The organism is Mycobacterium sp. AMU20-3851 (assembly GCF_043974665.1).
In the GTDB taxonomy this organism is placed as follows: Bacteria; Actinomycetota; Actinomycetes; order Mycobacteriales; family Mycobacteriaceae; genus Mycobacterium.
This window is the reverse complement of sequence record NZ_CP146371.1, coordinates 4,725,724-4,752,590: the sequence shown is the minus strand read 5'-3', so window position 1 is coordinate 4,752,590 and position 26,867 is coordinate 4,725,724. Positions and strand designations below refer to the sequence as shown.

General features: G+C 68.2%; 26 protein-coding genes and 1 pseudogene. 10 read left to right on the top strand and 17 right to left on the bottom strand.

What is annotated here, in order from left to right; all coding sequences use genetic code 11:
• Positions 1–22 precede the first annotated feature (22 nt).
• Positions 23–1,726 (bottom strand): FAD-dependent oxidoreductase, encoded by a 1,704-nt coding sequence (locus tag V4U86_RS22665; protein WP_395308132.1) that lies wholly within the window; start codon positions 1,724–1,726, stop codon positions 23–25.
• Positions 1,727–1,805: 79 nt separating this feature from the next.
• Here V4U86_RS22665 and V4U86_RS22660 point away from each other — a divergent pair, with 79 nt between their 5' ends.
• Positions 1,806–2,270: an SRPBCC family protein gene (locus V4U86_RS22660; protein WP_395308131.1), complete on the top strand. Its 465-nt coding sequence runs from the start codon at positions 1,806–1,808 to the stop codon at positions 2,268–2,270.
• A gap of 21 nt (positions 2,271–2,291) precedes the next feature.
• Here V4U86_RS22660 and V4U86_RS22655 read toward each other — a convergent pair whose 3' ends face one another.
• The 3 genes from V4U86_RS22655 to V4U86_RS22645 all read right to left on the bottom strand — a co-directional run bounded on the left by V4U86_RS22655 (position 2,292) and on the right by V4U86_RS22645 (position 5,253).
• Positions 2,292–3,173, bottom strand: coding sequence for a universal stress protein (locus V4U86_RS22655; protein WP_395308130.1), 882 nt, complete (start codon positions 3,171–3,173; stop codon positions 2,292–2,294).
• A 119-nt stretch (positions 3,174–3,292) separates the two neighbouring features.
• Entirely contained in the window at positions 3,293–4,309 is a 1,017-nt protein-coding gene (locus tag V4U86_RS22650) for a zinc-binding alcohol dehydrogenase family protein (RefSeq protein WP_395308129.1), read from the bottom strand.
• 62 nt (positions 4,310–4,371) lie between these two features.
• Positions 4,372–5,253: a universal stress protein gene (locus V4U86_RS22645; RefSeq protein ID WP_395312172.1), complete on the bottom strand. Its 882-nt coding sequence runs from the start codon at positions 5,251–5,253 to the stop codon at positions 4,372–4,374.
• A 365-nt stretch (positions 5,254–5,618) separates the two neighbouring features.
• Here V4U86_RS22645 and infA point away from each other — a divergent pair, with 365 nt between their 5' ends.
• The 8 genes from infA (at position 5,619) to truA (ending at position 10,370) form a co-directional block, all read left to right on the top strand.
• The gene (infA, locus tag V4U86_RS22640) at positions 5,619–5,840 is read left to right on the top strand and encodes a translation initiation factor IF-1 (RefSeq protein WP_003418601.1); all 222 of its coding nucleotides are present in this window, start codon (positions 5,619–5,621) and stop codon (positions 5,838–5,840) included.
• Positions 5,841–5,957: 117 nt separating this feature from the next.
• Positions 5,958–6,071: a 50S ribosomal protein L36 gene (gene rpmJ, locus V4U86_RS22635; RefSeq protein ID WP_003879483.1), complete on the top strand. Its 114-nt coding sequence runs from the start codon at positions 5,958–5,960 to the stop codon at positions 6,069–6,071.
• Positions 6,072–6,255: 184 nt separating this feature from the next.
• A complete protein-coding gene (gene rpsM / locus V4U86_RS22630; protein WP_067963615.1) occupies positions 6,256–6,630 on the top strand; it encodes a 30S ribosomal protein S13 in 375 nt (124 codons plus the stop codon).
• 6 nt (positions 6,631–6,636) lie between these two features.
• Positions 6,637–7,053 carry a 30S ribosomal protein S11 gene (rpsK, locus tag V4U86_RS22625; RefSeq protein ID WP_019512358.1) on the top strand — a complete coding sequence of 139 codons (417 nt, stop codon included), beginning with the start codon at positions 6,637–6,639 and terminating at the stop codon, positions 7,051–7,053.
• 15 nt (positions 7,054–7,068) lie between these two features.
• On the top strand, positions 7,069–7,674 hold the full coding sequence (rpsD, locus tag V4U86_RS22620; protein ID WP_395308128.1) for a 30S ribosomal protein S4: 606 nt from the start codon (positions 7,069–7,071) through the stop codon (positions 7,672–7,674).
• A 75-nt stretch (positions 7,675–7,749) separates the two neighbouring features.
• Positions 7,750–8,802 carry a DNA-directed RNA polymerase subunit alpha gene (locus tag V4U86_RS22615; RefSeq protein WP_395308127.1) on the top strand — a complete coding sequence of 351 codons (1,053 nt, stop codon included), beginning with the start codon at positions 7,750–7,752 and terminating at the stop codon, positions 8,800–8,802.
• 106 nt (positions 8,803–8,908) lie between these two features.
• Positions 8,909–9,442: a 50S ribosomal protein L17 gene (rplQ, locus tag V4U86_RS22610; RefSeq protein ID WP_395308126.1), complete on the top strand. Its 534-nt coding sequence runs from the start codon at positions 8,909–8,911 to the stop codon at positions 9,440–9,442.
• A 7-nt stretch (positions 9,443–9,449) separates the two neighbouring features.
• Complete coding sequence (gene truA, locus V4U86_RS22605) at positions 9,450–10,370, top strand: tRNA pseudouridine(38-40) synthase TruA (protein WP_395308125.1); 921 nt, start codon at positions 9,450–9,452, stop codon at positions 10,368–10,370.
• A 15-nt stretch (positions 10,371–10,385) separates the two neighbouring features.
• Here truA and V4U86_RS22600 read toward each other — a convergent pair whose 3' ends face one another.
• The 5 genes from V4U86_RS22600 to V4U86_RS22580 all read right to left on the bottom strand — a co-directional run bounded on the left by V4U86_RS22600 (position 10,386) and on the right by V4U86_RS22580 (position 14,272).
• Positions 10,386–11,084, bottom strand: coding sequence for a cutinase family protein (locus tag V4U86_RS22600; protein ID WP_395312171.1), 699 nt, complete (start codon positions 11,082–11,084; stop codon positions 10,386–10,388).
• 42 nt (positions 11,085–11,126) lie between these two features.
• The gene (locus tag V4U86_RS22595; protein WP_395308124.1) at positions 11,127–11,834 is read right to left on the bottom strand and encodes a cutinase family protein; all 708 of its coding nucleotides are present in this window, start codon (positions 11,832–11,834) and stop codon (positions 11,127–11,129) included.
• A 21-nt stretch (positions 11,835–11,855) separates the two neighbouring features.
• Complete coding sequence (locus V4U86_RS22590; protein WP_395312170.1) at positions 11,856–12,488, bottom strand: cutinase family protein; 633 nt, start codon at positions 12,486–12,488, stop codon at positions 11,856–11,858.
• An 80-nt stretch (positions 12,489–12,568) separates the two neighbouring features.
• A complete protein-coding gene (locus tag V4U86_RS22585) occupies positions 12,569–13,246 on the bottom strand; it encodes a cutinase family protein (protein ID WP_395308123.1) in 678 nt (225 codons plus the stop codon).
• A gap of 15 nt (positions 13,247–13,261) precedes the next feature.
• Positions 13,262–14,272: an EamA family transporter gene (locus tag V4U86_RS22580; RefSeq protein ID WP_395308122.1), complete on the bottom strand. Its 1,011-nt coding sequence runs from the start codon at positions 14,270–14,272 to the stop codon at positions 13,262–13,264.
• A 73-nt stretch (positions 14,273–14,345) separates the two neighbouring features.
• Here V4U86_RS22580 and V4U86_RS22575 point away from each other — a divergent pair, with 73 nt between their 5' ends.
• Positions 14,346–14,918 carry a CGNR zinc finger domain-containing protein gene (locus V4U86_RS22575; protein ID WP_395308121.1) on the top strand — a complete coding sequence of 191 codons (573 nt, stop codon included), beginning with the start codon at positions 14,346–14,348 and terminating at the stop codon, positions 14,916–14,918.
• Here V4U86_RS22575 and V4U86_RS22565 read toward each other — a convergent pair.
• The 8 genes and pseudogenes from V4U86_RS22565 to V4U86_RS22530 all read right to left on the bottom strand — a co-directional run bounded on the left by V4U86_RS22565 (position 14,891) and on the right by V4U86_RS22530 (position 26,418).
• Positions 14,891–17,976, bottom strand: a pseudogene (locus tag V4U86_RS22565) (FAD-dependent oxidoreductase). The gene V4U86_RS22575 and the pseudogene V4U86_RS22565 overlap by 28 nt on opposite strands.
• On the bottom strand, positions 17,973–18,377 hold the full coding sequence (locus V4U86_RS22560) for an SCP-2 sterol transfer family protein (protein ID WP_395308118.1): 405 nt from the start codon (positions 18,375–18,377) through the stop codon (positions 17,973–17,975). Before V4U86_RS22560 ends, V4U86_RS22565 begins: the two are co-directional and overlap by 4 nt.
• Positions 18,370–19,392, bottom strand: coding sequence for a hypothetical protein (locus V4U86_RS22555; RefSeq protein ID WP_395308117.1), 1,023 nt, complete (start codon positions 19,390–19,392; stop codon positions 18,370–18,372). Before V4U86_RS22555 ends, V4U86_RS22560 begins: the two co-directional genes overlap by 8 nt.
• Positions 19,389–19,625 (bottom strand): hypothetical protein, encoded by a 237-nt coding sequence (locus V4U86_RS22550; RefSeq protein WP_395308116.1) that lies wholly within the window; start codon positions 19,623–19,625, stop codon positions 19,389–19,391. The genes V4U86_RS22555 and V4U86_RS22550 overlap by 4 nt, the downstream gene beginning before the upstream one ends.
• The gene (locus V4U86_RS22545) at positions 19,622–20,077 is read right to left on the bottom strand and encodes a hypothetical protein (RefSeq protein WP_395308115.1); all 456 of its coding nucleotides are present in this window, start codon (positions 20,075–20,077) and stop codon (positions 19,622–19,624) included. The genes V4U86_RS22550 and V4U86_RS22545 overlap by 4 nt, the downstream gene beginning before the upstream one ends.
• Positions 20,074–21,270, bottom strand: coding sequence for a polyprenyl synthetase family protein (locus V4U86_RS22540; protein WP_395308114.1), 1,197 nt, complete (start codon positions 21,268–21,270; stop codon positions 20,074–20,076). Before V4U86_RS22540 ends, V4U86_RS22545 begins: the two co-directional genes overlap by 4 nt.
• The gene (locus V4U86_RS22535) at positions 21,242–22,015 is read right to left on the bottom strand and encodes a hypothetical protein (RefSeq protein ID WP_395308113.1); all 774 of its coding nucleotides are present in this window, start codon (positions 22,013–22,015) and stop codon (positions 21,242–21,244) included. Before V4U86_RS22535 ends, V4U86_RS22540 begins: the two co-directional genes overlap by 29 nt.
• A gap of 89 nt (positions 22,016–22,104) precedes the next feature.
• Positions 22,105–26,418: an AAA family ATPase gene (locus V4U86_RS22530; RefSeq protein WP_395308112.1), complete on the bottom strand. Its 4,314-nt coding sequence runs from the start codon at positions 26,416–26,418 to the stop codon at positions 22,105–22,107.
• Between the last annotated feature and the right edge of the window lie 449 nt (positions 26,419–26,867).

Genomic DNA, 26,867 nt, shown 5'->3' with positions numbered 1-26,867 from the left:
GTGTCCTTCTCTCCGCGTCGTTCTAGGTCTCGGCCAGATACCTGTGCACCAACATCACCGCCATGGACCCCTCACCGACGGCGGCGGCGACCCGCTTGGCCGATTCCGAGCGCACGTCCCCGGCGACGAACACCCCCGGAACGCTGGTTTCCAGGTGATGGGGCGGACGGTCCAGCGTCCACCCGACCTTGTCGCGCAGATCGGGCCCCGACAAGATGAAGCCGTGATCGTCGCGGGCTATTCCCGCCTCCTCCAGCCACTGGGTACGCGGGGTCGCGCCGATGAAGCAGCACATCCGGTCGCAGCGCACGGTTTCGGTCTCTCCGGTCCGCTTGTTCAGCAGGGTCAGCCCGGCCAGGTGATCGTCCTCGGCGATGGTGCCGACGACTTCGGTGCAGGTCTTCACGGCGATGTTCGGGGTCGCGGTGATCCGGTCCACCAGGTACTGCGACATCCCCGCTTCCAGGGACTGCCCGCGGATCAGCATGGTCACCGACCTAGCGGTCTGCGACATGTACATCGCCGCCTGGCCCGCCGAGTTGGCGCCACCGACGATGAAGACGTCCTCACCGGCGCATTCGGTGTTGTCCGAGACCGAGGCGCCGTAGTAGACGCCCCGGCCGATGTAGTTCGCGCAGTCCGGGTCGTCGGGGTTCTCCCAGCAGCCGTTGATCTGCAGCTGGCGGTAGTCCACCCCGGTGGCGAGGATGACCGCCCGTGCCCCGATGGTCGCGTCGTCGTTGAGATGGATCGTGTGCGCGGCGCCGATGCCGCCGGACTTCAGCCGGCCCGCCTCCTGGGTGGTGATCACCTCGGCGCCGAAGCGCTCGGCCTGCCGGCGCGCCGTCGTGGTCAATGCGGCGCCGCCGACGCCGTTCTCGAATCCGAGGTAGTTCTCGATCCTGGAGCTTCGCCCGGCCTGGCCGCCGGTGGTGGCCTTCTCGATCAGGACGGTCTTGAGGCCCTCGGAGGCGCCGTACACCGCGGCCGCCAGACCGGCGGGACCGCCGCCGATGACGGCCAGGTCGTACATCTCCAGCTGTGGGCTGGTGGACAGCCCGAGCAGCGCGGCCAGTTCCGCGTCGGTCGGCGCGACCAGTTTCTCGCCCTTCTCGGTGATGACGACCGGTAGCCGGCTGTCGTCGAGGCCGGCGGCGTCGAGCAGTTGCATGCCCTTGGGTTCGTCGGCGTTCACACTGCGGAACGAATACTGATTGCGCGCCAGGAACTGCCGGACCTCCCAGGACCGGTCGTTGTACCGGTGCCCGATCACCTTGGTGTAGGGCATGCCCCGGTCACCGACGGTGCGCCATTCCTCCAGCAGCCCGTCGATGACGGGGTAGAGCTTCTCCTCCGGCGGGTCCCACGGCTTGAGCAGGTAATGGTCCAGGTCGACGACATTGATGGCGTCGATCGCGGCGGTCGTGTCGGCGTAGGCGGTGAGCAGCACTCGCCGTGCCAGCGGGAAGACGTCCATCGCCTTCTCCAGGAACTCGATGCCGCTCATCTGCGGCATCCGGTAGTCGGCGACCAGCACCGCGACGGTGTCCCCGCGCAGCTTGAGCTCTTTGAGCGCGTCGATGGCGTCGGCACCGGATTCGGCGCGGATGATGCGATACCGCTCCCCGTAGTGACGGCGCAGATCGCGCGCGACCGCGCGCGACACCGCGGGATCGTCGTCCACGGTGAGAATTGCTGGCAAGCGAGGCTGATCAGATCCGGGCATCGCCTATAAGTATGCGCCGACGGTCCAGCGGATATCGGCGCCCCGGAGCAGTTCGGCGGGGCCGCCTAGACTCCGGGACGTGACCGCCCTCGAATTCTCCGACTCGATCGACCTCCCGCTGGACCCGGACGCCACGTACGCCTTGGTCTCCGACATCACCCGGATGGGGCAGTGGAGCCCGGTCTGCAAGGAGTGCTGGTGGGACGACCCGGCTGCCGGTGCCGTCGCCGGAGCCTGGTTCACCGGCCGGAACGTGCTGCCCGAGCGGACCTGGGAGACACGCAGCCAGGTGGTTGCCGCCGACCCCGGCCGCGAGTTCGCCTGGGAGGTCAACGAGGGCTGGGTGCGGTGGGGTTTCACCATTGAAGCCGCCGAAGGCGGTTCCCGGCTGACCCAGTACTGGCGGTTCCTGCCCAAGGGGCTGGCCGGCTTCCGGGAGCGTTTCGGTGAGGACGCCGACGCCCAGATCGCCGCGCGGTCCGAACTGGCGCACAGCGGAATCCCGCAGACCCTCGCCACGATCAAGGCGACCGCCCAGCGGTAGACGGGGCCGGGGCGGCGGCGATCAGGATGAGCGCGCGACGATCACCGGTGCATCGGCCGATTCGGCCACCGTGCGGCTGACCGATCCGAGCAGCATCCCGGCGAACCCGCCACGGCCGTGACTGCCGACGACGACGAGTTGGGCCGAGGCCGCCTGGGCCAGCAGTTGATGGTCGGGCCTGTCGCAGACCACCACCCGCCGTATGGTCACGTCGGGGTAGCGCTCCTGCCAACCCGCCAGACGCTCGGCCAGCACCTCCTCGGCCCGGGGCTGGAAGGTCAGCCACTCCTCGGCGGGGTACGCGTACACCGTCAGATCGCTCCAGGCGTGCACCGCAACGAGTTCCACTCCGCGCCGGGACGCCTCGTCGAAGGCGACCGCCACCGCGGCCTCGGAGGCCGTGGATCCGTCGATGCCGACCACGACCGGAGCCTGCGCGGAATGCAGTTCGGGATCGGCCGGCGGATGGATCACCGCGACAGGGCAGTGCGCATGGCGGATCAGCGCGGCGCTGACCGAACCCAGCAGCACGCGACCCACCCGGCCGAGTCCCCGACTGCCGACCACGATCATCTGGGCGCTGCCGGACAGGTCGGTCAACACCGACACCGCATTGCCTTCGCCGACGTGCTCGCGCAGCGTGAGCGGTCCGCCATCGGTCACCGACCGCTCGGCGAGGGTTGTTGTGCTGTCGAGGATTTCGCGACCACGCTGGACGGAGATCCGGGCAAGTTCCTCGGCGACGGAGATCTCGTACCAGGTGTAGGCCCGGGTGTCGGGTCTGATGTGTGCCAGAGTGAGCGGCACATCGTGCAGGGCGGCTTCCTTCGCGGCCCACACCACAGCGTTCTCGGAGTCCGGTGAACCGTCGACTCCGACGACTATCCCGTGATGTGTCGTCATCTCGTCTCCCTCGGACCTGATCGGAACCTGTGCTCGGGTCTTTTTCGACCTTAGAACGCCGGTGCCCGAAAGCGCGGCGCAAGCAAGGACTTGGGTATCTGATGAAGCGGGCGGCGACGTCAGGCAATGTGTAGTACCGCGGCGCCGGTGACCGATCCGGATTCGAGGTCGGCCAACGCGTCGTCGGCCCGGTCCAGCGGGTAGGACGGGCCGCTGATCTCGATCCGGTGACGTTCGGCGAAGGCCAGGAACTCGCGGGCATCGTTGCGGGTATTCGATGTGACCGAGCGGATCTGGCGCTCTTGGAAGAGGTGGTGCTGGTAGTTGAGCACCGGGATGTCGCTGAGGTGGATGCCCGCGATGGCCAGGGTGCCGCCGCGGTCGAGAGCCGCGAGCGCCGGTAATACCAATTCGCCTGCGGGTGCGAACAGGATCGCGGAGTCCAACGGCACGGGTGGGGGAGCGTCGGCCCCCTGCGCGGAGGCGGCGCCGAGCTCGAGCGCCAACCTGCGGGCGTGCTCGCCCCGGGTCATCACATGGACTTCGGCGCCCTCGGCCAGCGCGACCTGCGCGGTGATGTGTGCGCTGCCGCCGAAGCCGTAGATCCCCAGCCGGCCACCGGCCGGCAGCGCGGCGCGGCGCAGTGACCGGTAGCCGATGATCCCGGCGCACAGCAGTGGCGCCAGTTCCTGGTCGTTGTAACCGGCCGGCAGGTCGTACACGTAGGCAGCGGGTGCGGTGACGAACTCCGCATAGCCACCGTCTGCGTCCCAACCGGTGTACCGGCTGTGCGGGCAGAGGTTCTCCCGACCGGCCCGGCAGTAGCGGCACCGCCCGCAGGTGTGCCGCAGCCACGCCACGCCCACCCGCGCACCGGTGGCGGGTGCGGTGACATCGCGTCCGCGCGCCACCACCTCCCCGACCACCTCGTGTCCCGGCGTGACGTGTGGACGGTGCACGGGCAGGTCGCCCTCGGTGACGTGCAGGTCGGTGCGGCATACCCCGCAGGTACGCACGGCGATGAGGACTTCGTCGTCGGCGGGCACGGGCACCTCGGTGGTGACGAACTCCAACGGGCGCGTGTCGATCGGCGCCGGTGTGCGCACCCGCCACGCTCTCATCGTCGAAAGGGGCATTCGCACCTCCGTGTCTGCGCAGGTCACCGTCCAGTCTGCCGCCGGGCGGGTGAAGCGGCCGGTTATCTGGCCACGATCACCGGAACCTTGACCGCCTGGACGACCGAGTTGCTCACCGAGCCCAGCAGGGCGCTCATGACGGCGCCGTGTCCGCGGCTGCCGACGACGACCAGCTGAGTCGATGCCGATCGCTCGACGATCCGGCGGGCGGGTTCATCGGCGACCACGACACGTTCGACCGGCACCGCGGGATGGCGCTGCTCCCAGGTGGCGAGCTGATCGCGGATCTGCGCATCGACTTCGGGACGTACCGTCTCCCAGTCGAACCCCGGAAGTTCGAACACGCCGGGGGACCACCAGGCGTGCATCGCGATCAAACCCACCTTGCGTCGGGACGCCTCGCCGAAGGCCAATGCGATGGCCGATCGGGAAGCGGGTGACCCGTCGAAACCCAACAGCACCGGCGCATCGGTGGCGGGGGCGGGTTCGTCGTCGTGGATCACCGCCACCGGACAGTGGGCGCGATGTATCAGCCCCGTGCTGACGCTGCCCAGCAAGCCGCGCGTGAATGCGCCGTTACCGCGTGAACCCACCACCACCATTGCAGCCGTGCGCGACGCCTCCACGAGGGTTGCCGTCGGGGTGGCGACGGCGAACCGGGTCGTCACCGGAACGGCCCCGCCGGTTCGTTCCGCCACGACTCGAGCAGCCTCGTCGAGGAGTTCGCGGCCGTGCTCGGCCTGCCAGTCCAGGTACTCGTCGGGGACGGGCGCCACGGGCCACACGCTGACCGGCAGCGCGCCGGCATGCACCACGGTCAGCGGGGCCCCGTGTAGTTCGGCTTCCGAAGCGGCCCATTCCAACGCGGGTAGGCATGCTTGCGAGCCATCGATCCCGACGACGATTGTTCCGGCGTCCTGCGTTCCTCCGGCCGAGTCGACCATCATGCTCCCTTCCAGAACCGCTGAACATGTCACGTTGCCCGTTCGCGGCCGCCTCGACAAGGGTCAACGCCGGTCGGCAGAGTGGGACGGCCCTGGTCTGGTGAGACCTGCGGCCTTCCCGTACCGGGCCGGTGTCAGCGGCCCGGTAGGGCATTCCCGCACGATTTTGGCGCAGGCCAGAACAGCGGGTATCGTGGACCAACGGTGCGGCCTCCGCGCCGACTCTTTGCGTGCCCTGTCCTGGAACTCGTGGTCTAGTACTTCGTCGTTCTGCCGATCCGGCCCACGTTGTGCAGTCGGTTTGGGGTTGCGCCGGTAACGGGCGCATAAGAGATACGAAACGAAGACAAGGATCGCCAACCAGTATGGCCAAGAAAGACGGTGCCATCGAGGTCGAGGGCCGCGTGGTCGAGCCTCTGCCCAATGCGATGTTCCGCATTGAGCTGGAGAACGGACACAAGGTTCTGGCCCACATCAGCGGCAAGATGCGGCAGCACTACATCCGCATCCTGCCCGAGGACCGCGTCGTGGTGGAGCTCTCTCCGTACGACCTGTCCCGGGGCCGCATCGTGTACCGGTACAAGTAACCCGCGTCCACAACCGCAACAACCACGACCTGTGGCGAGCACTCTTGTGCGAGTCACGACCGAACTGTGGCGAGCGTCCGCGCGAGTCACAAATGAACACAGAAGGATCGCGAAGCCGTGAAGGTGAACCCGAGCGTCAAGCCGATCTGCGACAAGTGCAGGGTGATCCGCCGGCACGGGCGGGTCATGGTGATCTGCTCTGACCCCCGCCACAAGCAGCGGCAGGGCTAGGTCTCGATTTTCGAGGCTGAACCAGCACCACCCACAACTGAATGCAGACCTCCCAGTACCACTGAACTGTTGGCATCTGAATGAGATGGGCAGTTCAAACCACGTCCGGCACGGAGGCCGGACCCCGATACGACGGGGAACGGACTGGGATCAGACCTCCGCATAGAAAAGGAAACACTGCCTGATGGCACGTCTCATGGGCGTTGATCTCCCGCGCGACAAGCGCATGGAGATCGCGCTGACCTACATCTACGGCGTTGGCCGTACCCGCTCCCAGGAGATCCTGGAAGCCACCGGCATCAGCCGGGACCTGCGCACCAAGGACCTGACCGATGATCAGGTGACCCAGCTGCGCGACTACATCGAAGCCAACCTCAAGGTCGAGGGTGACCTGCGCCGCGAGGTTCAGGCCGATATCCGTCGCAAGATCGAGATCGGCTGCTACCAGGGCCTGCGGCACCGTCGCGGCCTGCCCGTGCGTGGACAGCGCACCAAGACCAATGCGCGTACCCGCAAGGGCCCGAAGCGCACCATCGCCGGCAAGAAGAAGGCCAGGTAACCCCGGATGGCACAGGCAAAGAAGGGCGGCACCGCCGCCAAGAAGGGTCAGAAGACCCGCCGCAGGGAAAAGAAGAACGTCCCGCACGGCGCCGCTCACATCAAGAGCACGTTCAACAACACGATCGTCTCGATCACCGATCCCCAGGGCAACGTCATCGCCTGGGCATCGTCGGGCCATGTCGGCTTCAAGGGTTCGCGCAAGTCGACCCCGTTCGCCGCGCAGCTCGCCGCCGAGAACGCTGCCCGCAAGGCGCAGGAGCACGGCGTGAAGAAGGTCGACGTCTTCGTGAAGGGCCCGGGTTCGGGCCGCGAGACCGCGATCCGTTCGCTGCAGGCCGCCGGCCTGGAGGTCGGCGCGATCTCTGACGTCACACCGCAGCCGCACAATGGCTGCCGTCCGCCCAAGCGGCGCCGGGTCTAGGGAGGATAAGAGAAAATGGCTCGTTATACCGGACCCGCGACCCGCAAGTCGCGTCGCCTCGGCGTCGACCTCATCGGCGGCGATCAGTCCTTCGAGAAGCGCCCCTACCCGCCCGGCCAGCACGGCCGCGCGCGGATCAAGGAGAGCGAATACCGCACCCAGCTGCAGGAGAAGCAGAAGGCTCGCTTCACCTACGGCGTCATGGAGAAGCAGTTCCGCAAGTACTACGAAGAGGCCAATCGCCAGACGGGTAAGACCGGCGAGAACCTGCTGCAGATCCTGGAAAGCCGCCTGGACAACGTCGTCTACCGGGCCGGCCTGGCCCGCACCCGGCGGATGGCGCGCCAGCTGGTCAGCCACGGCCACTTCCTGGTCAATGGTGTGAAGGTCGACATCCCGAGCTACCGGGTGTCGCAGTACGACATCATCGACATCAAGGAAAAGTCGATCAACACGTTCCCGTTCGAGGCTGCCCGTCAGGCCGCGGGCGAGCGCCCGATCCCGGGTTGGTTGCAGGTCGTCGGCGAGCGTCAGCGCATCCTGGTGCACCAGCTCCCCGAGCGCGCGCAGATCCAGGTGCCGCTGGCCGAGCAGCTCATCGTCGAGTTCTACTCGAAGTAACCGGTCCGCACCCAGCCCGGGTGCGGCCACCCCAGACGGCATCAAATAGCGGGTGCCGAGAAGGAGATACACAACATGCTGATTTCTCAGCGACCCACACTGTCCGAAGATGTGTTGGCCGACAACCGGTCCCGGTTCACCATCGAACCGTTGGAGCCCGGTTTCGGTTACACCCTCGGTAACTCGCTGCGGCGCACGCTGCTGTCGTCCATCCCGGGCGCAGCGGTCACCAGCATCCGCATCGACGGTGTGCTGCACGAGTTCACCACCGTCCCCGGGGTGAAGGAAGACGTCACCGACATCATCCTGAACCTCAAGGGTCTGGTCGTGTCCTCCGAGGAGGACGAGCCGGTCACCATGTACCTGCGGAAGCAGGGCCCGGGTGCGGTCACCGCCGGTGACATCGTGCCGCCGGCCGGTGTGACGGTGCACAACCCGGATCTGCACATCGCGGCTCTCAACGACAAGGGCAAGCTCGAGGTCGAGCTGGTCGTCGAGCGGGGCCGTGGCTACGTGCCCGCCGTGCAGAACAAGGCCTCCGGCGCGGAGATCGGCCGGATCCCGGTCGACTCCATCTACTCGCCGGTCCTCAAGGTCACCTACAAGGTGGAGGCCACCCGTGTCGAGCAGCGCACCGACTTCGACAAGTTGATCCTCGATGTCGAGACCAAGAACTCGATCAGCCCGCGCGACGCCCTGGCCTCGGCCGGTAAGACGCTGGTTGAACTGTTCGGTCTGGCACGCGAACTCAACGTCGAGGCCGAAGGCATCGAGATCGGGCCGTCGCCGGCCGAGGCGGATCACATCGCCTCGTTCGCGCTGCCCATCGACGATCTGGACCTGACGGTCCGGTCGTACAACTGCCTCAAGCGCGAGGGAGTGCACACTGTCGGCGAGCTGGTGTCGCGTACCGAGTCCGATCTGCTCGACATCCGCAACTTCGGGCAGAAGTCCATCGACGAGGTCAAGATCAAGCTGCATCAGCTCGGTCTGTCGCTGAAGGACAGCCCGGCCAGCTTCGATCCGTCCGAGGTGGCCGGTTACGACGTGGCCACCGGCACCTGGACCGGTGACACCGGGTATGACTCGGACGCCGACCAGGACTTCGCCGAAACCGAACAGCTCTAAGCCCACCAGGGCCTGGGCACATACCCACCCAGCTTCGCCCGCCCGAAAGAGAATCGTCCCGGTCCTACCTGATACGGGGACCGGCCCCACTTAGGAGATAGTCGCAATGCCCAAACCCACCAAGGGTCCTCGCCTCGGCGGGTCGTCCTCGCACCAGAAGGCGCTGCTGGCCAACCTGGCCACCGCACTGTTCGAGCATGGCCGCATCAAGACCACTGAGCCGAAGGCCCGGGCGTTGCGTCCGTACGCCGAGAAGCTGATCACGCACGCCAAGAAGGGCCAGCTGCACAACCGGCGTGAGGTCATGAAGAAGATCCGCGACAAGGACGTGGTGCACGCCCTGTTCGCCGAGATCGGACCCTTCTTCGCCGACCGCGAGGGCGGCTACACCCGGATCATCAAGGTGGAGGCACGCAAGGGCGACAACGCCCCGATGGCCGTCATCGAGCTGGTCCGGGAGAAGACCGTGACGTCCGAGGCCAATCGTGCGCGTCGTGCGGACGCTGCGCAGAAGGTGGCCGCGGCTGCCGCGCCGCAGGCCGCTGTCGAGCCCGAGGCCACCGAGGGCCCGACGGTCGATGAGGCTGCCGAGGAGACCACCGAGGCTCCTGCCGAGGAAGCCAAGTCTGACGACAAGTAGTCATCCGATGAACATGCCCGTCACCGATTCCGGTGGCGGGCATGTTCATTTGGATTCCACCGAGGCTGGATCTCCCGTCGCTACACTCGCCGCGGTCCGGCTGCGTCTGGACATCGCCTACGACGGGACCGACTTCGCCGGCTGGGCCGCCCAGGAGGGGCAGCGCACGGTGGCCGGTGTGCTGGAGGAGTCGCTGTCGACGGTGTTCCGCACTCCGATCGTGCTGCGGGCCGCCGGACGCACCGATGCCGGGGTGCACGCCACCGGCCAGGTCGTGCATGTCGACATCCCCCGTGACGCGTTGGTGCATGCCTTCCCGCGTACCCCGCGGCCACCGGCCGAGCCCGAGTTCCTGCCGCTGGTACGCCGGCTGGCGCGGTTCGTCCCCGAGGACGTCCGGGTGCTCGGGATACGTCGGGCCCCGGCCGGATTCGACGCCCGGTTCTCGGCACTGCGCCGGCACTACGAATACCGGCTCAGCACAGCCCCATACGGAGCCACCCCGCAGCAGGCCCGGTTCGTCACCCCGTGGGCGCGGCCACTGGACGTGGACGCGATGGCGGCCGCCTCGCAGCGGTTGATCGGCCTGCACGACTTCGCCGCCTTCTGCAAGCACCGCGAGGGCGCCACCACCATCCGGGAGATGCAGCGACTCGACTGGGTGCGCGATGGCGATCTGATCACCGCGCATGTCAGTGCCGACGCGTTCTGCTGGAACATGGTGCGCTCCTTGGTCGGTGCGCTGCTGGCGGTCGGGATGGGCCGCCGGGACGCGGACTGGTGCGCGGCCCTGCTGGACGCGTCGAAGCGTTCCAGCGATTTCGCGGCGGCCCCGGCGCGTGGCCTGACCCTGGTCGGGGTGGACTACCCGGCCGACGAGGATCTTGCGGCGCGCACGGTGGTGACGCGGGACCTGCGCACGCTCTGAGAGTAGCGGGCGTCCTCAGAGCCGCGGCGAGACGAAGTCGGCGGCCTGGTTCACCATGCCGGCGCGGACATAGGCCGGGGCGAGGTGATCGGCCCAATAGTCCTGCCAGTTCTCCGGGTCGGTGGGGTTGCAGATCGGGTCGTCACCGTGGCACAGCTCGATGGTGCGTTCCTGATACAGCGGATTGAAGTTCGAGATCGGGCCGACCCATGCGATTCCGTTGCCGAACAACGCAACTGCGGCGACCTTCTGATCGGCTCCGGGCGGCAGTGGCCTCTCGAAGCCGAAGGCGGCGAACGGGACGGCCAGCACGACGTCGGTGACGGCCGCGCCGAGCGAGTAGCCGCCCAGCACCAGCCGGGTACCGGGACAGTTGTCCATCATGTACTGCACACGGCCGCTCATATCGTTGGCGCCGATGTCGATCTCGGTGTCGGCGGGGTAGCGCACCGCGTACAGCGCGACGTCCTTGCCCGTCTTGGAGCGCAGCGCGCTGACGAGGGCGTTACCGATCTGGCCGGCGCCGGGGGATTCGTGCCGGCCACGTGCGAAGATCAGCTCGGCGTCGGGGCAGGAGACCGCTCCCGCCGTCGGCAGCAACGCGGGCGCGGTCGTTATCGGTGTGGTCAGGGCTGCCAGCGCGATGAGCACTGCAGAAGTCAGCACGGTGAATCGGCGGACCTGACCTCTCAGCTTCAAGATCACCGCACCGATTGTAGCTGCCGGAATTGACGGTGGTGTTGCGAAGTTTCGCGGCTACCGCACCCGGGCGGCGGCGAACTCGGCACCCTGGTCGATGAATCCACCGCCGATGTAGCCGTCCTGCAGGTGGTTCTGCCAATCGCTGGCCAGTTCGGCGATGCTCGCCGGCCGGGAGTTGGAGCACACCGGGTCGGTCCCGTTGCAGAGATCGATCGTGCGGTCGCGGTAGGCCGGCGCGATCCCGTCGACACCCATCCGGTTCGAGAAATTGCCCACCAGGACGACGGCGGCCACGTGCGCGTCCATTCCGGGCGGCAACGGCCGGCCGAAGCCGAACCCCTTCTGGGTGGCCGAGAGCGCCATGACCGCGGCCGCGGCGCCCAGCGAGTAGCCGCCGACGATCAGCCGGGTGTTCGGGCATGCGCCCGCCATGTACTGGATGCGGTTGCTGATGTCGTTGGCGCCGCGCGCGAACTCGTTGTTGGCCGCGTAGTTGACGGCGTAGACGCCGACCGGCTGGGGGAGTCGCGCGTTCAGCGCACCGACCAGCGCGTCGCCGATCCGTCCGATGCCGGGTTGTTCGTTACGTCCCCGCGCGAAGATCAGCTCGGCCGGGGCGCAGGGCTCTGCCGAGGCGGCGGCCAGCTGACCGGTCGGGGGTGCGGCGACAGAGGCGATGAAGCCACCGACGGCCACCGTCGCCGCGGTGAGGACGGTGCCGATCTTGGTCGGGCGGCGCTTTGCTGACGTTCGGGTGAACACCGAACCGAGTGTACGGCGCGGTCAGAGTAGGCCGGCGACGAATCCGGCCGCCTGCTCTACCGGGCCACCGTCATAGGCGCGGTGGGCGGCGACGTCCTCGCCGCTGGTGCACACCGGATCGCCGGGATTGCACAGGTCGATGGCGCGGCCGCCCCAGACCGGGCTGGCGGTGAGCGGGAGCCCGACCTTGGCCGAGGGGTTGCCGAACACCGCGAGCGCGGCGACGTGCTGGGGTGTGTTCGGGGGCAGCGGCGCGTTGAAGCCGATGGCCGGCACCGGGACCGCCGCGATGACGTCCATGACGGCGGCGCCCTGGGAGTAGCCGCCGAGCACCAGTCGGGTGCCGGGGCAGTTGTTCATCACCCATTGGACGCGGGCGCTGGCGTCGTTGGCGCCGTTGGCGGCGGCCAGGAAGTCATAGCTGGCCGGATAGTTCACCGCGTAGCTGCCAACCGACCGTCCGCCGACCTTGCTGCGCAGCGACTCGACGAATGCGTTGCCGATGCGGCCGAGACCGGGGGCCTCGTTCGTTCCGCGGGCGAACACCACCTCGATGTCGGAGCAGTCGGCGGCCCGGGCCGGCGCCGCCGGGGTGAGGGCGATGCCGCTGACGGCTGTGAGGGCGGCTGCGGCCAGCAGGGTGAAACGAGACATGACGCGACGACGGTCCACTTGGATGCTCACGCCACACTTTAACGCGAAGCCGGGCTAAGTATTTCCCCTCGAGGCGGCGGTCACACCCGGCCGGCGATGAACCCGGCGGCCTGCGGGACGTACATCGAGGATTCGTACTTGGTGTGCGCGAACGGATTGCGGCCGCGCGAACAGATCGGATCGCCGTCGGCGCACAGGTCGATACCGCGGCCGCTGAATGGCGGGCCGGCGGCGGTCAGCGGGTGGCCGAACTTGGCGCCGGCATTGCCGAACACCGCCATGGCGGCCACGTTCCCGGCCAGGTTGCCGGGCAGCGGGGGTGCCGAGCCGATGTCGCCGATGCGGTCGCCGACCGGCGGGAGCCCGGCCAACATGCTGACGATCGCCGCGCCCTGTGAGTACCCGCCGAGGACCACTCGGGTGTTCGGGCAGTTGTCGGCCAGGTAGGCGATGCGCGCGGTGGCGTCGTAGGCGCCGTCGGCGGCCCGGAAGAAGTCGTAGGTGGCCGGGTAGTTGATCCCGTAGGTGCTCAGCGTGCGGCCTCCGAGTTGCGGACGCAGCGCCTGCTCGAGTGCGAAGCCGACCCGACCGATGCCGGGAGGTTCGCTGGTGCCCCGGGCGAAGATCAGTTCGACATCCGAGCACGGTTCGGCGGCGGCCACCGGTGCCGGACCGGCCAGGACGGCGAGGGCGGCTACCAGTGCAGATCCCAGTGCGGCCGACCGGGCCGCCATCGTGCGCAGCTTCACGATCAACATCTTCACATCTCGCGGTCAGGTGCGGGTAATCGGTTGTTCCACGGGCGGGTGTGCGGGCGGAACATCCGGCCAGTTGGCCTGCGTCACCTGGTCGCTGCGATCACCTTGGCGGGCCAGGGCGAGGCCGAGCAGCACCACCGCTCCGCCGACGGTCTGGGTGACGGTGATCGCCTCACCCACCAGGGCCCATGCGGTGAGCACGGCGAACAGCACCTCGGACAGCCCGACCAGGGAGGCGAAGCGAGGGCGCAGCCGGGCGACGCCCATGATGCCCAGGGTGTAGGCCAGCGCGGTCGGGATGAGGCCGAGGGCGATGACCGGGACGAACCAGGGCAGCGTGAAGCCGGCCACCACGGTGTCCTGCACGCTGAACCGCAACGGCAACGCGCCGGAGGCGCCGAGGGCGGCGACGGCGACCGTCCCCACGACCAGACCGCCCGCGGCCAGTGTGACGGGGCTCAGGCCGGTCCCGTCGGAACTGGCCTTCTCCGACATCATGAAGTAGCAGGCCGCGCAAATCGCAGCCGCCAAACCCCACAGCACACCGATCGAGTTGACGTGGGCACCGGCGAAGACGTCGAGCACCAGCATGATGCCGACGATGGCGAGCGCGACACCGCCCAAGGTCAGATTGCCGGGCCGACGCCGGGTGGTGGCCCACAGCCAGCCCACCACCAGGACCGGCGCGGTGTACTCGAGCAGCAGCGCGACGCCCACGGACAGATGCGAGACGGCGTTGTAGTAACAGAGTTGCGCGCCGGCGATCGGGACGACGCCGTAGGCGATGACGGTGCGACGGTGGTGCAGCGCCTCGCGGACCCAGCCCGACCGGGCGAAACTCGCGAAGACCGCCATGGCCAGCGCACCGCCTGCGAGGCGGGCGGTGACGGCTGCGGTGGGGGTCCAGCCGGCCTCCATGAGCGCCTTCGCCAACGGGCCGGACAGGCCGAAGGCGAAGGCCGACGTGATCGCGAACAGCAGGCCGAGCTGGAACCGGTTCGTGGACCGCGCGTCGGTCACCGTCATCGAGCACCTCAGGATGTAATGAGTAAAGTGGATATTGCTCATGACGTTATCGGTGACGGGAGTCATGCGTCAAATGATTTTTACTTATGACACGGAGCTCACATTGCGGGCGGCCTGCACCCTGGTCAACAGCAACCGCGGGGCGTCCGGCGGGGCCGACGGGACCACCGACACCATCGGCGGCATCCCGGGCCTGGACGCCTATCTGGCCGAGTTCGGCTGGACCGGTCGCCGCGACGGGGACGCCGCCGAACTCGCCGAGGTGCACCGGCTGCGGGAACGGATCGGTCGTATCTGGGCGGTGGCCGAGGACGAGGAACGCACCGTCGGGCAGGTGAACGCGTTGTTGTCCGACACCAAGGCCTCGCCCTGGCTGACCCGGCACGCCGAGATGCCGGAGTGGCATCTGCACCTGGCCTCGATCCACGATCCGCTCGCCCAGCGGATGGGTGCCGAGATGGCCATGGCGCTGGCCGATCTCATCCGTGGCGGGGAGCTACGCCGGCTCAAGATCTGTGCGGCGCCGGATTGTGAGGCCGTGCTCTTCGACGTGTCCCGGAACCGGTCGAAGATCTTCTGCGACACCGGCAACTGCGGGAACCGTCAGCACGTGGCGGCCTATCGGGCGAGGTCTCGGGAAGGCTGAATCAGCTCCAGTCGCGGGTGCAGCGACAGGTCCTGTCGCAGCGGGGCGACGTGCTGCGGGTTGTCCGGAGGTTTCAGCCCGGTCGATGACCCGTCACCCTTGTCCTCGGACGGCCCGGTCTGTTGGGTCTGATCCTCCTCGGCGGGCGGCTGGTGCTCGGCCTTGGATGCACTCGCCTTCGTCGAGGGCATCGCCGGTGCGGGGCTCGGGCCGGCCTGCCACCATTCGGTGGTCGGGCTCGGCGCAGGCTGCGCCGCAGACGAATACAACGATTTCGGCGTCGGCCCGACATCGCCTCCCTCGCCCTGCAAGGCCGTCTCGGGCGGGTAGGCGGACCCCGGACGCAGTCGCGGCAGTACGTCGGCCGGTGACGGGTCCGGCGCACTGCGGCCGACGTCGTCGAGGTACGGCGCGGCGACCACCACCTTCGTCGCCGGGGTGGCCGGCGGGCCAGGAGGTGCGGCCGCGGCCGGCGCGCGGGTGGCCGTAGCGGTGCGCGTCGAGGTCTCCAGGTAGTGGCGCCAGGCCTGCAGGGTGTTCAACAGCTGCTGGATGTAGTCGGGCGACGGACCCGCCGGCGGCGGTGCCGCAGCGGGCGGCAGCGGCGGCATCGCCGGCGGCATGAGTGGGTTCACCGGCGGCTGGGGCAGGCCGGGGAACGCGAGGCCTGGGACGGTCAGGCCGGGGGCGGCTGCCGCGCCGGCCAGCTGCTCCAGATACTGCCGCCAGGCCTGCAGATAGGCCAGCAGGTTCGGGTCGAAATGCGGTGTTGTCATCTTCGTGCCTCCGGGACAGGTGACGGGAAACCATTGCGGCCCACGGGCGGTGGGGTGGGAACGTCCGAAGCTGGTGGGGAGGGAACGTCCCCGGGCGACGGCGCGGGCAGGTCCAGCGGGTGCGGCATCGACTGCGCGGCATAGCGGGAGTCCAGGTTGCGCAGCGGGCGGGTGTCGGCGGGTTCGCGGTTCTCCAGGTCGAAGATGTAGCAGTAGTCTCCGGCCGGCGTGGGCATCCGGATCGGACTCGACAGATTCTGGTCGAGGAAGCCATAGGGGAACCGCCAGTCCAATGTGGTGTGCTCGCGGCGGTCGACACCGCCGGTCCCGACCCAGATGTAGTGATCCAGAATGGCGTTCACGGCATGCCGGCCCGACTCGCAGGCGGCCTCCATCGACGTCATGCGGGTGAACGTCTTCGTCCAGGTGCCCGCGAAGACGACCGAATTGTGGTGCACCTGGTAGCCGCCGTGCCGGGCCTGCCAGACGTGCCGGCGCCACAGATCGTCCAGCCACACCTCTTCGGTCGGCCGGGTTGTCCAGGAGGAGCCGTGCGGATTCCACGGGTCACCCCCGGGACGGGTCGGCCAGTCGCCGAGTATCGGTATCAGGTAAGGGGTTTCGTTGCGGACGATGCGACCGCCGTCCGGCGCCATGCGCAGCCCGCTGTCCAGGGTGTACCAGGCAGGGCAGGGCAGGACCGATTTCGAGTCGGCACCGTTGACCGCGGTGAGCGCACCGGCGATCTGGCGCCACACCTCGGCCGCGATCTCGTCGGTGCTGCAGTCGCGGGCTGCCTTCGGGCGCCCCGACGCATCCCGCAGATGTGTGGAGGGCGTGTTGAAATCACCGATGTCCACCGACAGCACCGACACGTAGCCGTCGCGCGCCAGGCTCGGGCGGTGTTCCCACATCCCGTGCTGATTGATCGAGGACAGCGCCCATTCGGTTCCCGAGTAGTACATGTGGCCGCGCAGCAGCTGAAACTCGGTGTCGAAGAAGAACTGTATGCCGGACAGTGTCTGGAACCGGTCCCACGGGACCCGCCCCATGTGATCCATGGCGTAGGGGTCCCGGCGACTGGGCGGTCTGGTCTCGCCGGGCTGCAACGGACCGCGGGGAGGCGCTGCGGACGTGGTGAACCCGTCGAGTCCGGCGACCGTACCCCCGGTCCCGGCGGCCCGCAGGGCTGCGGTCACCCGCTCGGCACCCGGCGCGTCGAGGGCCACCACGACGTAGTCCGAGATCACCTCGGTGCTGTCGGCCATCCGCACCCGCACCCGGGGCCGAAGATGCGGCGGCTGCCGCGGGTCGATGACCGGCGGGTCGATGCCCTCGACCACCGCCCGGACGAAGCGGACACCGATCTGGACCAGGTGGCGGTACCAGTGGTCGAACCACGAGTCGGTGGTGGGCCCGTTGAGGACACCGTCAGCCTTGTTGTCGCGGCGGTCCATCTGTAACTGAAGCTGAAGGTACGTGGTCAGATTGGTGCGCGCGTCGCCCCATTGCACGTCGAACGCGGCCAGCACCTTGGGCATCTCCCGCAGATAATTGTCGAACTCGGCGGTGTAGTAGAACCGGCGGGTCCCGTCGGGCTGCCTGCCGACGAAGAAATCGTAGGCCGACTGGTTCTGCAGTTCGGCGGCCCGGCGCACCGGGCTGGTCACCAGATACTGCAGCAGGCGGCTGATGAAGTTGTACACGTCGGTGGGCGCGAACCCGAGACTGGTCAGTTGTCTTCCGATGCTGACCAATTCGGCCGCGTTGCGGGGGGCCTCACGCGGGAAGACCAGCGAGGGCTTGCCGTTGACGGTGGTGCCCTGGGTGACCACCCGGCGGACGTTGTCGAGCATGGTGCGTGAGGTCGGTGTCCAGCGCGGCGAGCCGTCGGGGGAGACGGACCGGTGGTAGATCGGGATGCGATTGAACAGGTCCCAGGTGTGCAGGTAGTAGGCCGGGAAGAAGCGGAACCCGTGCTCGCCGGCGATGGCGCCGCCGGGCACCGGCGTCGTCCCGTGCCGGCCCGGGAACGGTCGCAACTGAGCGCAATTACCGTGGCCGGGGCCAGCTTTCGCGTACTGCGATGCGGCGAGCCCGCCGAGTTTCACCGGGGGGCGGTCGGCGCCGTCGCGTTCGTCCGCGCGGGCTTCGTAGACGGTGACCTCGAAGCCGCGTTCGGTGAGGGCCTGTGCGGCGGTGAGCCCGGCGATACCGGCGCCCAGGACGGCCACGGTGGGCCGGCGTGGGCACGAGGCCGGGGTGGTGAGCGAGTGGGTCATGGCGTGTCCGCCCGGAGTGCATCCATGAGCCCGGGCTGCGACGGTGCCCGGACCGCTGCGTGGACGTAGGCCCGCAACGTGTCGTGTGCGCGCAGCACATCGTCGAGGGCGCCGCGTACGTCGACCGCGCCGGTCTCGATCGCCTCGTCGAGAGTGACTGCAGCGTCGAGGATATCGAGGATGGCGGTCCGGGACGTGACGACCCGGGTGCCGGCCGATTCGTCGGCGCCCTCGCTGACCGTGAGCCGGTGGCCACCCCGCAGTGTGCAGCGTTCCTCATCGACGTCGAGGGTGACCACCAGCGGGCCGAGGGTGTCGAGGACGTGTCGGTAGCTGGCCGGGACCTCATCGGCGAGGTGCCCGACCGATCGCCCCAGCAGGGATGAAACCGATTCAGCCATGGAGGAACTCGAATACGCCGGTGCCCCGGAAATCCATCCGGCGGCCGTTGATCGAGCCGGTGACCCGGGCGGTGCCGCTGGACTCGCAGAGCACGGTCGACCCGTCCAAGGACAGTTCACTGGGCTGGGCGAGCCGCGCATAGGACTGTGGCCGGAACTGCAGATGTGCAGTGTCACCGGCCCGGTGCGCGGTCACCGCGATGTGCTCCGGTACGCCGGGCACCTCCCCGTCGAGCAGCAGGCGCATCGGCGCGGGCAGGGTGCAGTCCGCCGGCCGGCGCAGCACACCGGAGGTCTGGACCGCCACGGCCGCGTGCCGGAATATGGCCGCCGGTTCATTGTGGTGCCACACGTACAACGCTTGGGCCAGGTAGCGCAGCCGGCGCCGGTCGGTCATCCGCAGGAACACCAGCGACCACGGCTGGTCCGGGTCGCACGGCAGGACGGTGGCCCATTCCCAACCGAAGTCGTCGCCCCACCGGAATCGGCCCCAGTTGTGGTCGTGGTAGGCGATGTCGCGGTCGAACCGGTGCTCCCGGTCGCCGATGCGCAACCAACCGGTGGCGTGTAGGCGCGGGACGAACAGCCAACTCATCCGCCCGGATCCGACCGGCTGGTTGTTCACGACGAACGGCTTGCTGGCCGAGACGAAGGAGAGTTCCCCGGTGATACCGCGGGCCGGGAGGTCGATGATCAGGTGGTACCCGTCGGGCCGGATGAGCATCCGGTTGCCGCCGACGACCAACTCGCCGAGGTCGGGGGCGATGGCGAGCGCGGACTCCGGGAAGCGTTCGACGGCGCCGGACCAGCGGTCGTCATGGGCGATGACGATGACGCGTGGCGCCAGGCGGTACCGACCGTCCGGCGCGACCTCGGTGTTCAGGCTGAAGTTCACCAGCAGCCGGCAGAAGTCGGCGTGGATGACGAAGTGATGCCACTCCTTGAATGCCTCGGGGTCCGCCGTGCCCATGGTGGGTGTGCGCAGAAAGTCGGCGGTGGTGAGGGTGGCCGTCATCGTGACGACCTCGGCGTGGCGGCGTCCGGGGTGCTTTCGGCCAGGGCTTCGATGGACGACCCCAGGCTGGCGATACCGAGCAGTAGGTGGACGAAGTCATCTGCGGCGCCGGCGCCGGTCCGGTCGGGGTCGGCCACGGCGTGCACCAGGCGGCCCAGACCGGCCAGGCCGGTGAGATAGCTGATGAAACTGCAGTCGTCGGCCAGTGCGGCAACGGGGTCGGTGAGGGTCATGCGAAGCCCTCCGGGCGCAACCGGGACAGCACGGAATCGTCGAGGCCATGTCCGATGACCGCGTCGGCGAGCAGGTCGGCCCAGGCGGTGGGGGCGGCCTTGGGGTCCCGGGGACCGTCGAGGACGTTGAGGCTCAGGGTCTCCCAGATGCGCCGGAGGTTCTCGACAGCCTCGGAGGCGACCAGCCCGTCACGCAGCTTCGCACCCTCGGCTGTGCGGGCATACCGCTCACCCTCGGCCACGAGCATGTCGTGCACGCTGCGGGCGGCCGCCGGGTTGCCCAGGACGGCCCGCCGGGCGCCGAGCAGTAGGTCGAAGGCCGCGCGTTCGGGTCCGGTGTGCTCGGGCGGTGCGGGCAGCAGTGCGGGGGCGTTGCGTTCGACCAGATCCAGGGTGGCCTCCCGGATCCGCTCCAGTTCGGCCAACATGCCGATCAGCTGTTCCGGGTTCATCGGGTGCGCTCGTGGACGAAGCCGATCAGGTGGGTGAGCATGTCGCGGTGCCGGCTCGGCGGCAGCCAGTCCATGCCGGAGAGCACGGCCTCGGCGGCCTGCGCGTGTTCGGCTGCCACTGTGCGGGCATGGTCGAGCGACCCTGTGCGCTGCATCAGGTCGAACAGCCAGCGGATGTCATCGAGTGTCTTCGGGTCGCAATGTTGTTGAGTGCGTAGGAAGTTCGCGATCGCGGTGCGGCCGGAGCGGGACAGTTCGCCCTGGCCGGCCAGCCGGTCCAACAGTTCGGTGAGGCTGAGTTCGCCGTCCATGCTGGGGCGGCGCTTCCCCAGGACATTTACGGCGCGATCGCGGTCCTGCGCTGTGGCATGCCGCAGGGTGTGCAGCAGCATCAAGGTGCGCTTGCCCTCCCAGAGGTCGCCGCCGATCTCTTTGCCGTAGTCCTCCGGGTCGGCCCGCAGGTTCAGCAGGTCGTCGGTGATCTGGAACGCGGCGCCGACGTGCCTGCCGAGCGCCTCCAGTGGTGCGAGGCGGTCGATTCCGGCCCCGGCGGCGATGGCTCCGGCCTGCAGTGGGGTGATGAAGGAATACCAACTCGTCTTGAGTTCCACCATCTTCAGATAGTCCGCGTCGGCGAGTTCCCAGGTGTTGTCGCGCACCCACTCCAACTCGATGGCTTGGCCGTCGACGGTCTGGCGGGTCATGTGCGCGACCGCGCGCAGGATGCGCAGTGCCGGCCCGAGGCCGACGCGCCCGACGTTGTCGAGCAGCGGTTGCAGGGTGAGCGACAGCATCGCATCGCCGACATTGACGGCGATGGGGATGCCGTGGTCGATGTGCATCGTGGGTCTGCCTCGGCGCCACCACGATTCATCCTCGATGTCATCGTGGATGAGGAAGGCGTTGTGGTACAGCTCCAGGGTGGCCGCGGTCGGCAGTACCGCGTCGAGATGCCCGCCGAGCCCGAGGCAGATGGCGATGGCCAACGCGGGCCGCAACGCCTTCCCGCCGCGCTGCGGATAGTCGAGGATCAGGTCGTACAGGCTGCTGGAACCGTGCTGTCCTGAGCCGTACAGCTTTTCGATCTCGGCGTCGCAGGTTTCTTTGCAATCGGCGAGGTAGGCCTCCAACCGATCTGTAGGTAGCTCGACGAGAGTCGCCGTTCTATCCTTTGGTTCGCCCAGCAAGACCATCTGGATCTTTGACCCTGGTTGCGTACCTGACGCGGACGGACAGTTCGATGGTGCCCGTGGCGGTTTCGCCGACCACTTCCAGACTCGGGAATACGCTCACCGCGAGGTCTGCCGGCTCTTCGCCAGGCGACGCGTCTGTGGCCGAGCAGTGAGGTATCAGTTGCCTTCGGCCGATCAGCAGGATGCGTATGGCCTTAGCCGGGGCTGCCGGGTCCAAAGCGTCGGTTCGGTGCAGCGAGTTCACGTTCGCCGCGGCTAGCAGTTGCCGCAGAATCGTCGTGTCGCCGACGATCGTATTGAGAAGCTTCAATCCGTTCAAATTCGTGAGAAGGCAGGACGGGGCGCGATAGCCGGCATCTTCCAAGAGGGCTCTGGCCTCGATCAGAGCGTCTTGTAGGTCTTGAGGGCCCGTGCTCGTGATGGCGACGGAGGCTTTCGCCTTCAGGAGCTTAGGTAGCACGTCACGGTCTACTTTTGCGGCGAGAGCGACGGTTGTTGCAGTCGCGGCGGCAATCAGCGAGTCGGGAGTAGGCGCAGTCGCTTGGGCCACCGTTATTTGTAAGGGCTCTTGCTGGGGCAGCACGTCGACAAAAAGAGGAGAGCTGATGTCGCCGTTCGGAACTCTTGTCTTGCCTGGGTCGCAGATGTCCCAGTGCGGTATCGCTTGCCAGGCGATGGAGGTGCGCGCGAAATTCTCCCGTATCTCTTTGTTGACAAGAGCCAACCGCTCGGCGCTCAGGTACATACCGCGACCCCCCTAAGGTCCAGTGTGTGTTTTGAATGATCGCAGATCACGGCGTTGCGCGTACCGAAACCGAGTGTCCGCCGATCGAACTATTTCTGGTGTAGCGCCACCTCTCGGCCCGGGGGCAACTCCCCGCGGGCAGCTGCCTCGCAATGCGCCAGATGCAACGTGGCGACCGGATCACCCGGCAACAGAATGCGGCAGCTGTCGAAGGCCTCCCGCGCCCGTGCCACATCACCGGCGTCGAACAGTGCGAAGGCCTCATCGAAGGCGGGCTGTGCAGCGCGTTTGGCGTCGCGCAGGGGCTCCGGGTCCTCGTCGTACACCTCGTAGACGGTCACCGGCCGGCGCCTGTTGACCACCATCACGCGCTCCATCCGGCGGATGTGGAACAGGTCCGGCCGGGCCAGCCGCTCATAAGTCGCATCGGAGATGAGCATCGCCGAGTCGTAGCGCTTGGTGGTGCCCTCGATCCGGGCGGCCAGGTTCACCGCGTCACCGATGACGCTGAGCACCATGCGGTTCACCCCGCCGACGAGCCCGAGACCCACGACACCGGTATTGATGCCGATGCCCACCCGGAACGCATGTGATCCGTGCGCCTGGCGCTCCCGGTTGTGTTCCTGCAGCGAGCGCAACATGCCGAGTCCGGCCCGCAGGGCGTTGTCGGGCTCGGATTCGAACACCGCGAGAATCTCGTCCCCGCGCAGATCCTGGATCACCCCGTTGCAGGCGATGATCGGCAGCTCCACGGCCCGGAAGAATCCGGTCGCGAGGTTGTTCGCCTCGGCGATGTCCATGTCTTCGAGCAGCGTGGTGTAGCCCCGGATGTCGGAGACCAGGACCGTCATCTCGCGTTCCACGCGACGGCCGCTGCGGACCCGGCGAATATCGTCCAACTCCAGGATGCGCAACAACTCGTTGGGCACGAACCGCGACTGCATGTCCAGAAGCGACTGTCGTTGCTCGTCGGCCGCCCGCAGCCGCGCCTCCAACTGGAAGTTCCACAGCGGTGCGGCGCACTGGGCACACACGAACGACACCGCCTCCTCATGCTCGGGGGTGAAGGTGCGATCCGGGTCCTCCTGCTCGGCATAGATCACGCCGATCACGTTGTCCTGCAGGCAGATCGGCACCGCAAGGATCGCCGGAGTCTCCTGAACCGGGTCACCGGTGACCCGGACCGGAGCGCGGGAGCCCAGCACCTGGTCGATGATCTCCTCGTGGTACGGCACCTGAGTCCACGGACCCTCGACGGTGGAGGTGCCGCCGTGTTCGTGCACGGCCCGCACGGCGAGCCGGTCGGCCTCGCCGGTGAGCCCGATGATCCGGCTCGCCCCCGTCATGGCCGCGACGGTGCCCAGGGCCAACCCGGCCAGGCCGTCGGGCGTCCGCGCCGCCGACAATGTGCGCACCAACTGGTGTGCGCTGACCGGGTCGATGCCGGTCACCTCGTCCTGCACCAGATCCCGGCTGAGCAGCCAGGGATGCGCGTGGGCCAGCCGGTCGGTGCGCACCGTCATGCCGACGCTGAGGAAACCCTGATACGCCGCGCGGAGCATGTGCTGGTGCAATCTGGTCCGGCCGGTCTGCGCGTACAGGATCGCCGCCTCTTCGTACGCGGTGGCGGCGATCAGCGGAAGCTGATGTAACTCGGCCAGCTCGATCGCCTGCTCCAACAGCCGTTCGGCCCTGCGGTGGTCCTTACGTGCCCGCGCCCACGCCCCGTCGATCAGCGCATACGGCGCCGCATAGTTCGCCGGTGAGTCGGCGGCCCAATTGCGGTGCAGGGTAAGAGCGGTGCGGACCGCCCGCCTGGTGGACCGGTCCTCGGGCGCGGCGTGGATCCGGGTGAGCGCGCACTTCAGATGGATGAGCTGCATGACGGGATTCCCGTCCATGCCGGCGATCTGCTCCATGGCGTCGTCCACGACGGCGAGTGCCCCGGTGTAATCGCCCGACCAGAAATGCAGGCCGAGTTTCATGGTGGCCGCCACGCTGAGGGCCACCCCGTCGCTTTCCATCCGCGCGGCGGGGACCACCACCCGCTCGTCGTAGCCGCTCTCCCCGGCCAACAGGTAGGCATCCTCGCTGCGGCCCATCAGGTTGAGGCAGATCTGCTGGACGGCCTGACACAGCGTGGCCGGCGTCGGCTGGGAGCGGATGCCGGGGATCACCGACTGGGCCAGCGCGTCGATCTCGGTCAGCGGTCGGCCCACCCAGAAGGACTGCGACAGCAGCGCCGCGGCCTGGTAGCCGGCGAACTCCTGGTCACCCTGGTCGAGAGCGTGACCGATCGCGTCGTGCAGCCGGCTCAGGTTCTGCCGGACCGGCTCTTTCCAGTGCCGGATGAAGTGCAGATAGATGAACAGCGTGTGCGGGTACGCCTCGCGGAACTCCTCACGCTCGGCCAGCGCCAGCGCCACCTCGCCGAACCGCTGACTGCCGGTGCGGTCTCCGGTCACCACCAGCAGAATCGCGTAGTTGGCCAGCATGAGCGGCGACGCCGGGGTGTGCCCGTGTGCCAGCGTGAGGTTGAGCTGCTTGCGCACCAGGAGCGGGAAGTAGTTCGGCTGGATGCTGTAGCAGACGTGGAAGAGCTCACCGAGGATGCGCTGGATCTCGATCACCCGCGGGTCCTCGCAGTAGGACAGTTCGAGCAGCCGCTGATTACCCCAGTGCCGCATGGTCAGCTTCATGGTCGCCACCGCGACGCCCATCCGTGGCTTGCCCGGATTGCGTGGCAACGGCTCGCCCAGTTCCTCCAGGGCTTGCAACCCGGCCTCCAGGGCGTCCTGCAGGCGGTTCTGCGCAATCCGGCCCTTGATCCGGAAGAACGCCAACCGGGCCCGGTCGGCCGGGTCGTGCAACACATCCTCGGCCTCGTCGAGCAGGCTGTGCAGGGCAGGCGCATCGCAAACCAGCAGGGCCGCCTCCGCCGCATCGAGATGCAGTTCGCGGCTCTGCTCGAAGGATGTCGTCCAACGTTGCTCACCGAGCAGTTCCAGCGCATGGCGGCAGTAATCCAGCGCGAGCGGGAAGGACGCCTGGGCCCGGGCCCTGCGCGCGGCGCGGCGCAGGACCTCGACGAAGCGTGCGCGTTCGGACGCCTCGATCAACCCGCGGCCCCCGATGCCGATGTGCCGCGCCGCTTCGAAGAGGCGGTCGTCGCCGAGGGCGACCAATCGGCGGCCGAGACGGAGATGGGTGCGGCGCGCGTCCTCATCGGAGAGACCGTTCCGCGCGGCTTCTGCCACCCGGTCGTGGCTGAACCGGTAGCGCGCCTCCCGGCTGATCGCATTGGCGATGCGCCGACCTGACCTGTCCAGGGCATCGAGCAGCCGAAGTTCGAGTGCCGCCCACAGGGCCTGCGCCACCACGTCGGGGGGCTGGGCGGCGGCGGCGATGGCGTCGTCGAGGTCGAATTCGGCACCGATGCAGGTCAACGACCGCAGCGCGGCTCGATGCGCGGGGTCCAGTTGGTCGAGGTAGCGGCCCATCGACTCGGCGGCCGACGCGGTGACCTCGAGCGCGGTGAGTGCGCGCAGATCCCAACCCGGCGCTCTGCCCGGCCCCACCGGGGCCAGCGCACCCGCCTGCTGCGCCCGGTACAGCAGCTGGCGGATCTGAAAGGGATTGCCCTCTGTGCGGTGGTGGAACTCGGTCGCGACGTCGGCGAGCTCGACGGTGCGGCCGCTGACCGTGGCCAGCAGCTCCTCGATGTCCGGGCGGGACAAGGGTTGCAGGTGCATCTCCCGCAGGTTGGCCGAAGCGAAACCGGCTGTCTGCGCGTCGAATTCACCGGCCCGGTGGGCGCCGAGGACCAGCACGTCACGCGGTGAGACCGCCAGCAGTTCCGATAGCATCAACAGCGTGTCACGGTCGGCCCACTGCAGATCGTCGACGGCGAGGACCACCGGCCGGTAGGCCGCGGTCTCCGAGATCAGCCGGATCGCCGCGCGGTGTAGCCGGCGCCGGGAGTCGGCGGCGTTCAGTTCGGTGATGCGCGGGGATTGTCGAAGGGTGGACGCCAATTCGGGTACGAGTTCCTCGAGCACGCCGGGTAGCGTCGCCATCCCGGTGCTCAACTGCTCGCGCCACCGATCGCGCTCGGCCGGCGGGGTCGCCTCCATGGTGTGCACGAGCGCGGCGAAGGCATCCCGCAGGGCGGAGTAGGGGGCCGGTGCGTGATCACGGCACCGCCCGTAGGCGAAGACGCAGTTGCGGTCGGCGACCTCGCTGCCGAATGCCTGGAGCAGGGTCGACTTGCCGACGCCGGGGACCCCGCTGAGCAAGACGCATGCGCCGTCACGACCGGCGGCGTCGACGGCGGCCCGCAACTCTTCGAGTTCGTGCTTGCGGCTGACCATCCGGCCGTCGAAGTCGTACAGGGGTGTCGTCATGGACGGTGTCTCCGCACGCCCGGGTCGGACGAAGACCGGCGGAACTGAACGGTCGGCCGCATCGTCCGATCGCCCCGCGAGGATGCCGATATGAGGCCCATGACCTGACCGAATCTCCTCACAACCGCCGCTGCAGGGGTGAACGTCTCATGATCGAGATGTGCCGAAGCTTAGCTCCGTTTCGGGGCCGACGGGCCTTTTGGGACGGCCTCTGACCAGATCCGGAGATCGCGGTATGAGCTCTCGGCTAACGACTTTGGGTCCCGGATGCCGGCGCCCGAGGGCTCGGGGCCGCCGTCCCGAGAAACCCTTGATCACGCAAATAAGTTGCTGCTCAACGTATCCGTCGTGATCGGCCGCCTTGATCTCTTCGCCATTGTGGCCGCGGGGCCCAACTGCGGCGGCAGATTCCCGGCTGTGGCGTCAATCCTGGCAGACGGCTGTGAACG

What these genes read in the sequence shown, in the direction of transcription:
- V4U86_RS22665 (WP_395308132.1), bottom strand. Translation starts at nt 1,726, where the DNA reads ATGCCCGGATCTGATCAGCCTCGCTTGCCAGCAATTCTCACCGTGGAC.
- V4U86_RS22655 (WP_395308130.1), bottom strand. Translation starts at nt 3,173, where the DNA reads ATGACGACACATCACGGGATAGTCGTCGGAGTCGACGGTTCACCGGAC.
- V4U86_RS22650 (WP_395308129.1), bottom strand. Translation starts at nt 4,309, where the DNA reads ATGCCCCTTTCGACGATGAGAGCGTGGCGGGTGCGCACACCGGCGCCG.
- V4U86_RS22645 (WP_395312172.1), bottom strand. Translation starts at nt 5,253, where the DNA reads ATGGTCGACTCGGCCGGAGGAACGCAGGACGCCGGAACAATCGTCGTC.
- infA (WP_003418601.1), top strand. Translation starts at nt 5,619, where the DNA reads ATGGCCAAGAAAGACGGTGCCATCGAGGTCGAGGGCCGCGTGGTCGAG.
- rpsM (WP_067963615.1), top strand. Translation starts at nt 6,256, where the DNA reads ATGGCACGTCTCATGGGCGTTGATCTCCCGCGCGACAAGCGCATGGAG.
- rpsK (WP_019512358.1), top strand. Translation starts at nt 6,637, where the DNA reads ATGGCACAGGCAAAGAAGGGCGGCACCGCCGCCAAGAAGGGTCAGAAG.
- rpsD (WP_395308128.1), top strand. Translation starts at nt 7,069, where the DNA reads ATGGCTCGTTATACCGGACCCGCGACCCGCAAGTCGCGTCGCCTCGGC.
- V4U86_RS22615 (WP_395308127.1), top strand. Translation starts at nt 7,750, where the DNA reads ATGCTGATTTCTCAGCGACCCACACTGTCCGAAGATGTGTTGGCCGAC.
- rplQ (WP_395308126.1), top strand. Translation starts at nt 8,909, where the DNA reads ATGCCCAAACCCACCAAGGGTCCTCGCCTCGGCGGGTCGTCCTCGCAC.
- truA (WP_395308125.1), top strand. Translation starts at nt 9,450, where the DNA reads ATGAACATGCCCGTCACCGATTCCGGTGGCGGGCATGTTCATTTGGAT.
- V4U86_RS22590 (WP_395312170.1), bottom strand. Translation starts at nt 12,488, where the DNA reads ATGTCTCGTTTCACCCTGCTGGCCGCAGCCGCCCTCACAGCCGTCAGC.
- V4U86_RS22585 (WP_395308123.1), bottom strand. Translation starts at nt 13,246, where the DNA reads ATGTTGATCGTGAAGCTGCGCACGATGGCGGCCCGGTCGGCCGCACTG.
- V4U86_RS22580 (WP_395308122.1), bottom strand. Translation starts at nt 14,272, where the DNA reads ATGACGGTGACCGACGCGCGGTCCACGAACCGGTTCCAGCTCGGCCTG.
- V4U86_RS22575 (WP_395308121.1), top strand. Translation starts at nt 14,346, where the DNA reads ATGATTTTTACTTATGACACGGAGCTCACATTGCGGGCGGCCTGCACC.
- V4U86_RS22560 (WP_395308118.1), bottom strand. Translation starts at nt 18,377, where the DNA reads ATGGCTGAATCGGTTTCATCCCTGCTGGGGCGATCGGTCGGGCACCTC.
- V4U86_RS22555 (WP_395308117.1), bottom strand. Translation starts at nt 19,392, where the DNA reads ATGACGGCCACCCTCACCACCGCCGACTTTCTGCGCACACCCACCATG.
- V4U86_RS22550 (WP_395308116.1), bottom strand. Translation starts at nt 19,625, where the DNA reads ATGACCCTCACCGACCCCGTTGCCGCACTGGCCGACGACTGCAGTTTC.
- V4U86_RS22545 (WP_395308115.1), bottom strand. Translation starts at nt 20,077, where the DNA reads ATGAACCCGGAACAGCTGATCGGCATGTTGGCCGAACTGGAGCGGATC.
- V4U86_RS22540 (WP_395308114.1), bottom strand. Translation starts at nt 21,270, where the DNA reads ATGGTCTTGCTGGGCGAACCAAAGGATAGAACGGCGACTCTCGTCGAG.
- V4U86_RS22535 (WP_395308113.1), bottom strand. Translation starts at nt 22,015, where the DNA reads ATGTACCTGAGCGCCGAGCGGTTGGCTCTTGTCAACAAAGAGATACGG.
- V4U86_RS22530 (WP_395308112.1), bottom strand. Translation starts at nt 26,418, where the DNA reads ATGACGACACCCCTGTACGACTTCGACGGCCGGATGGTCAGCCGCAAG.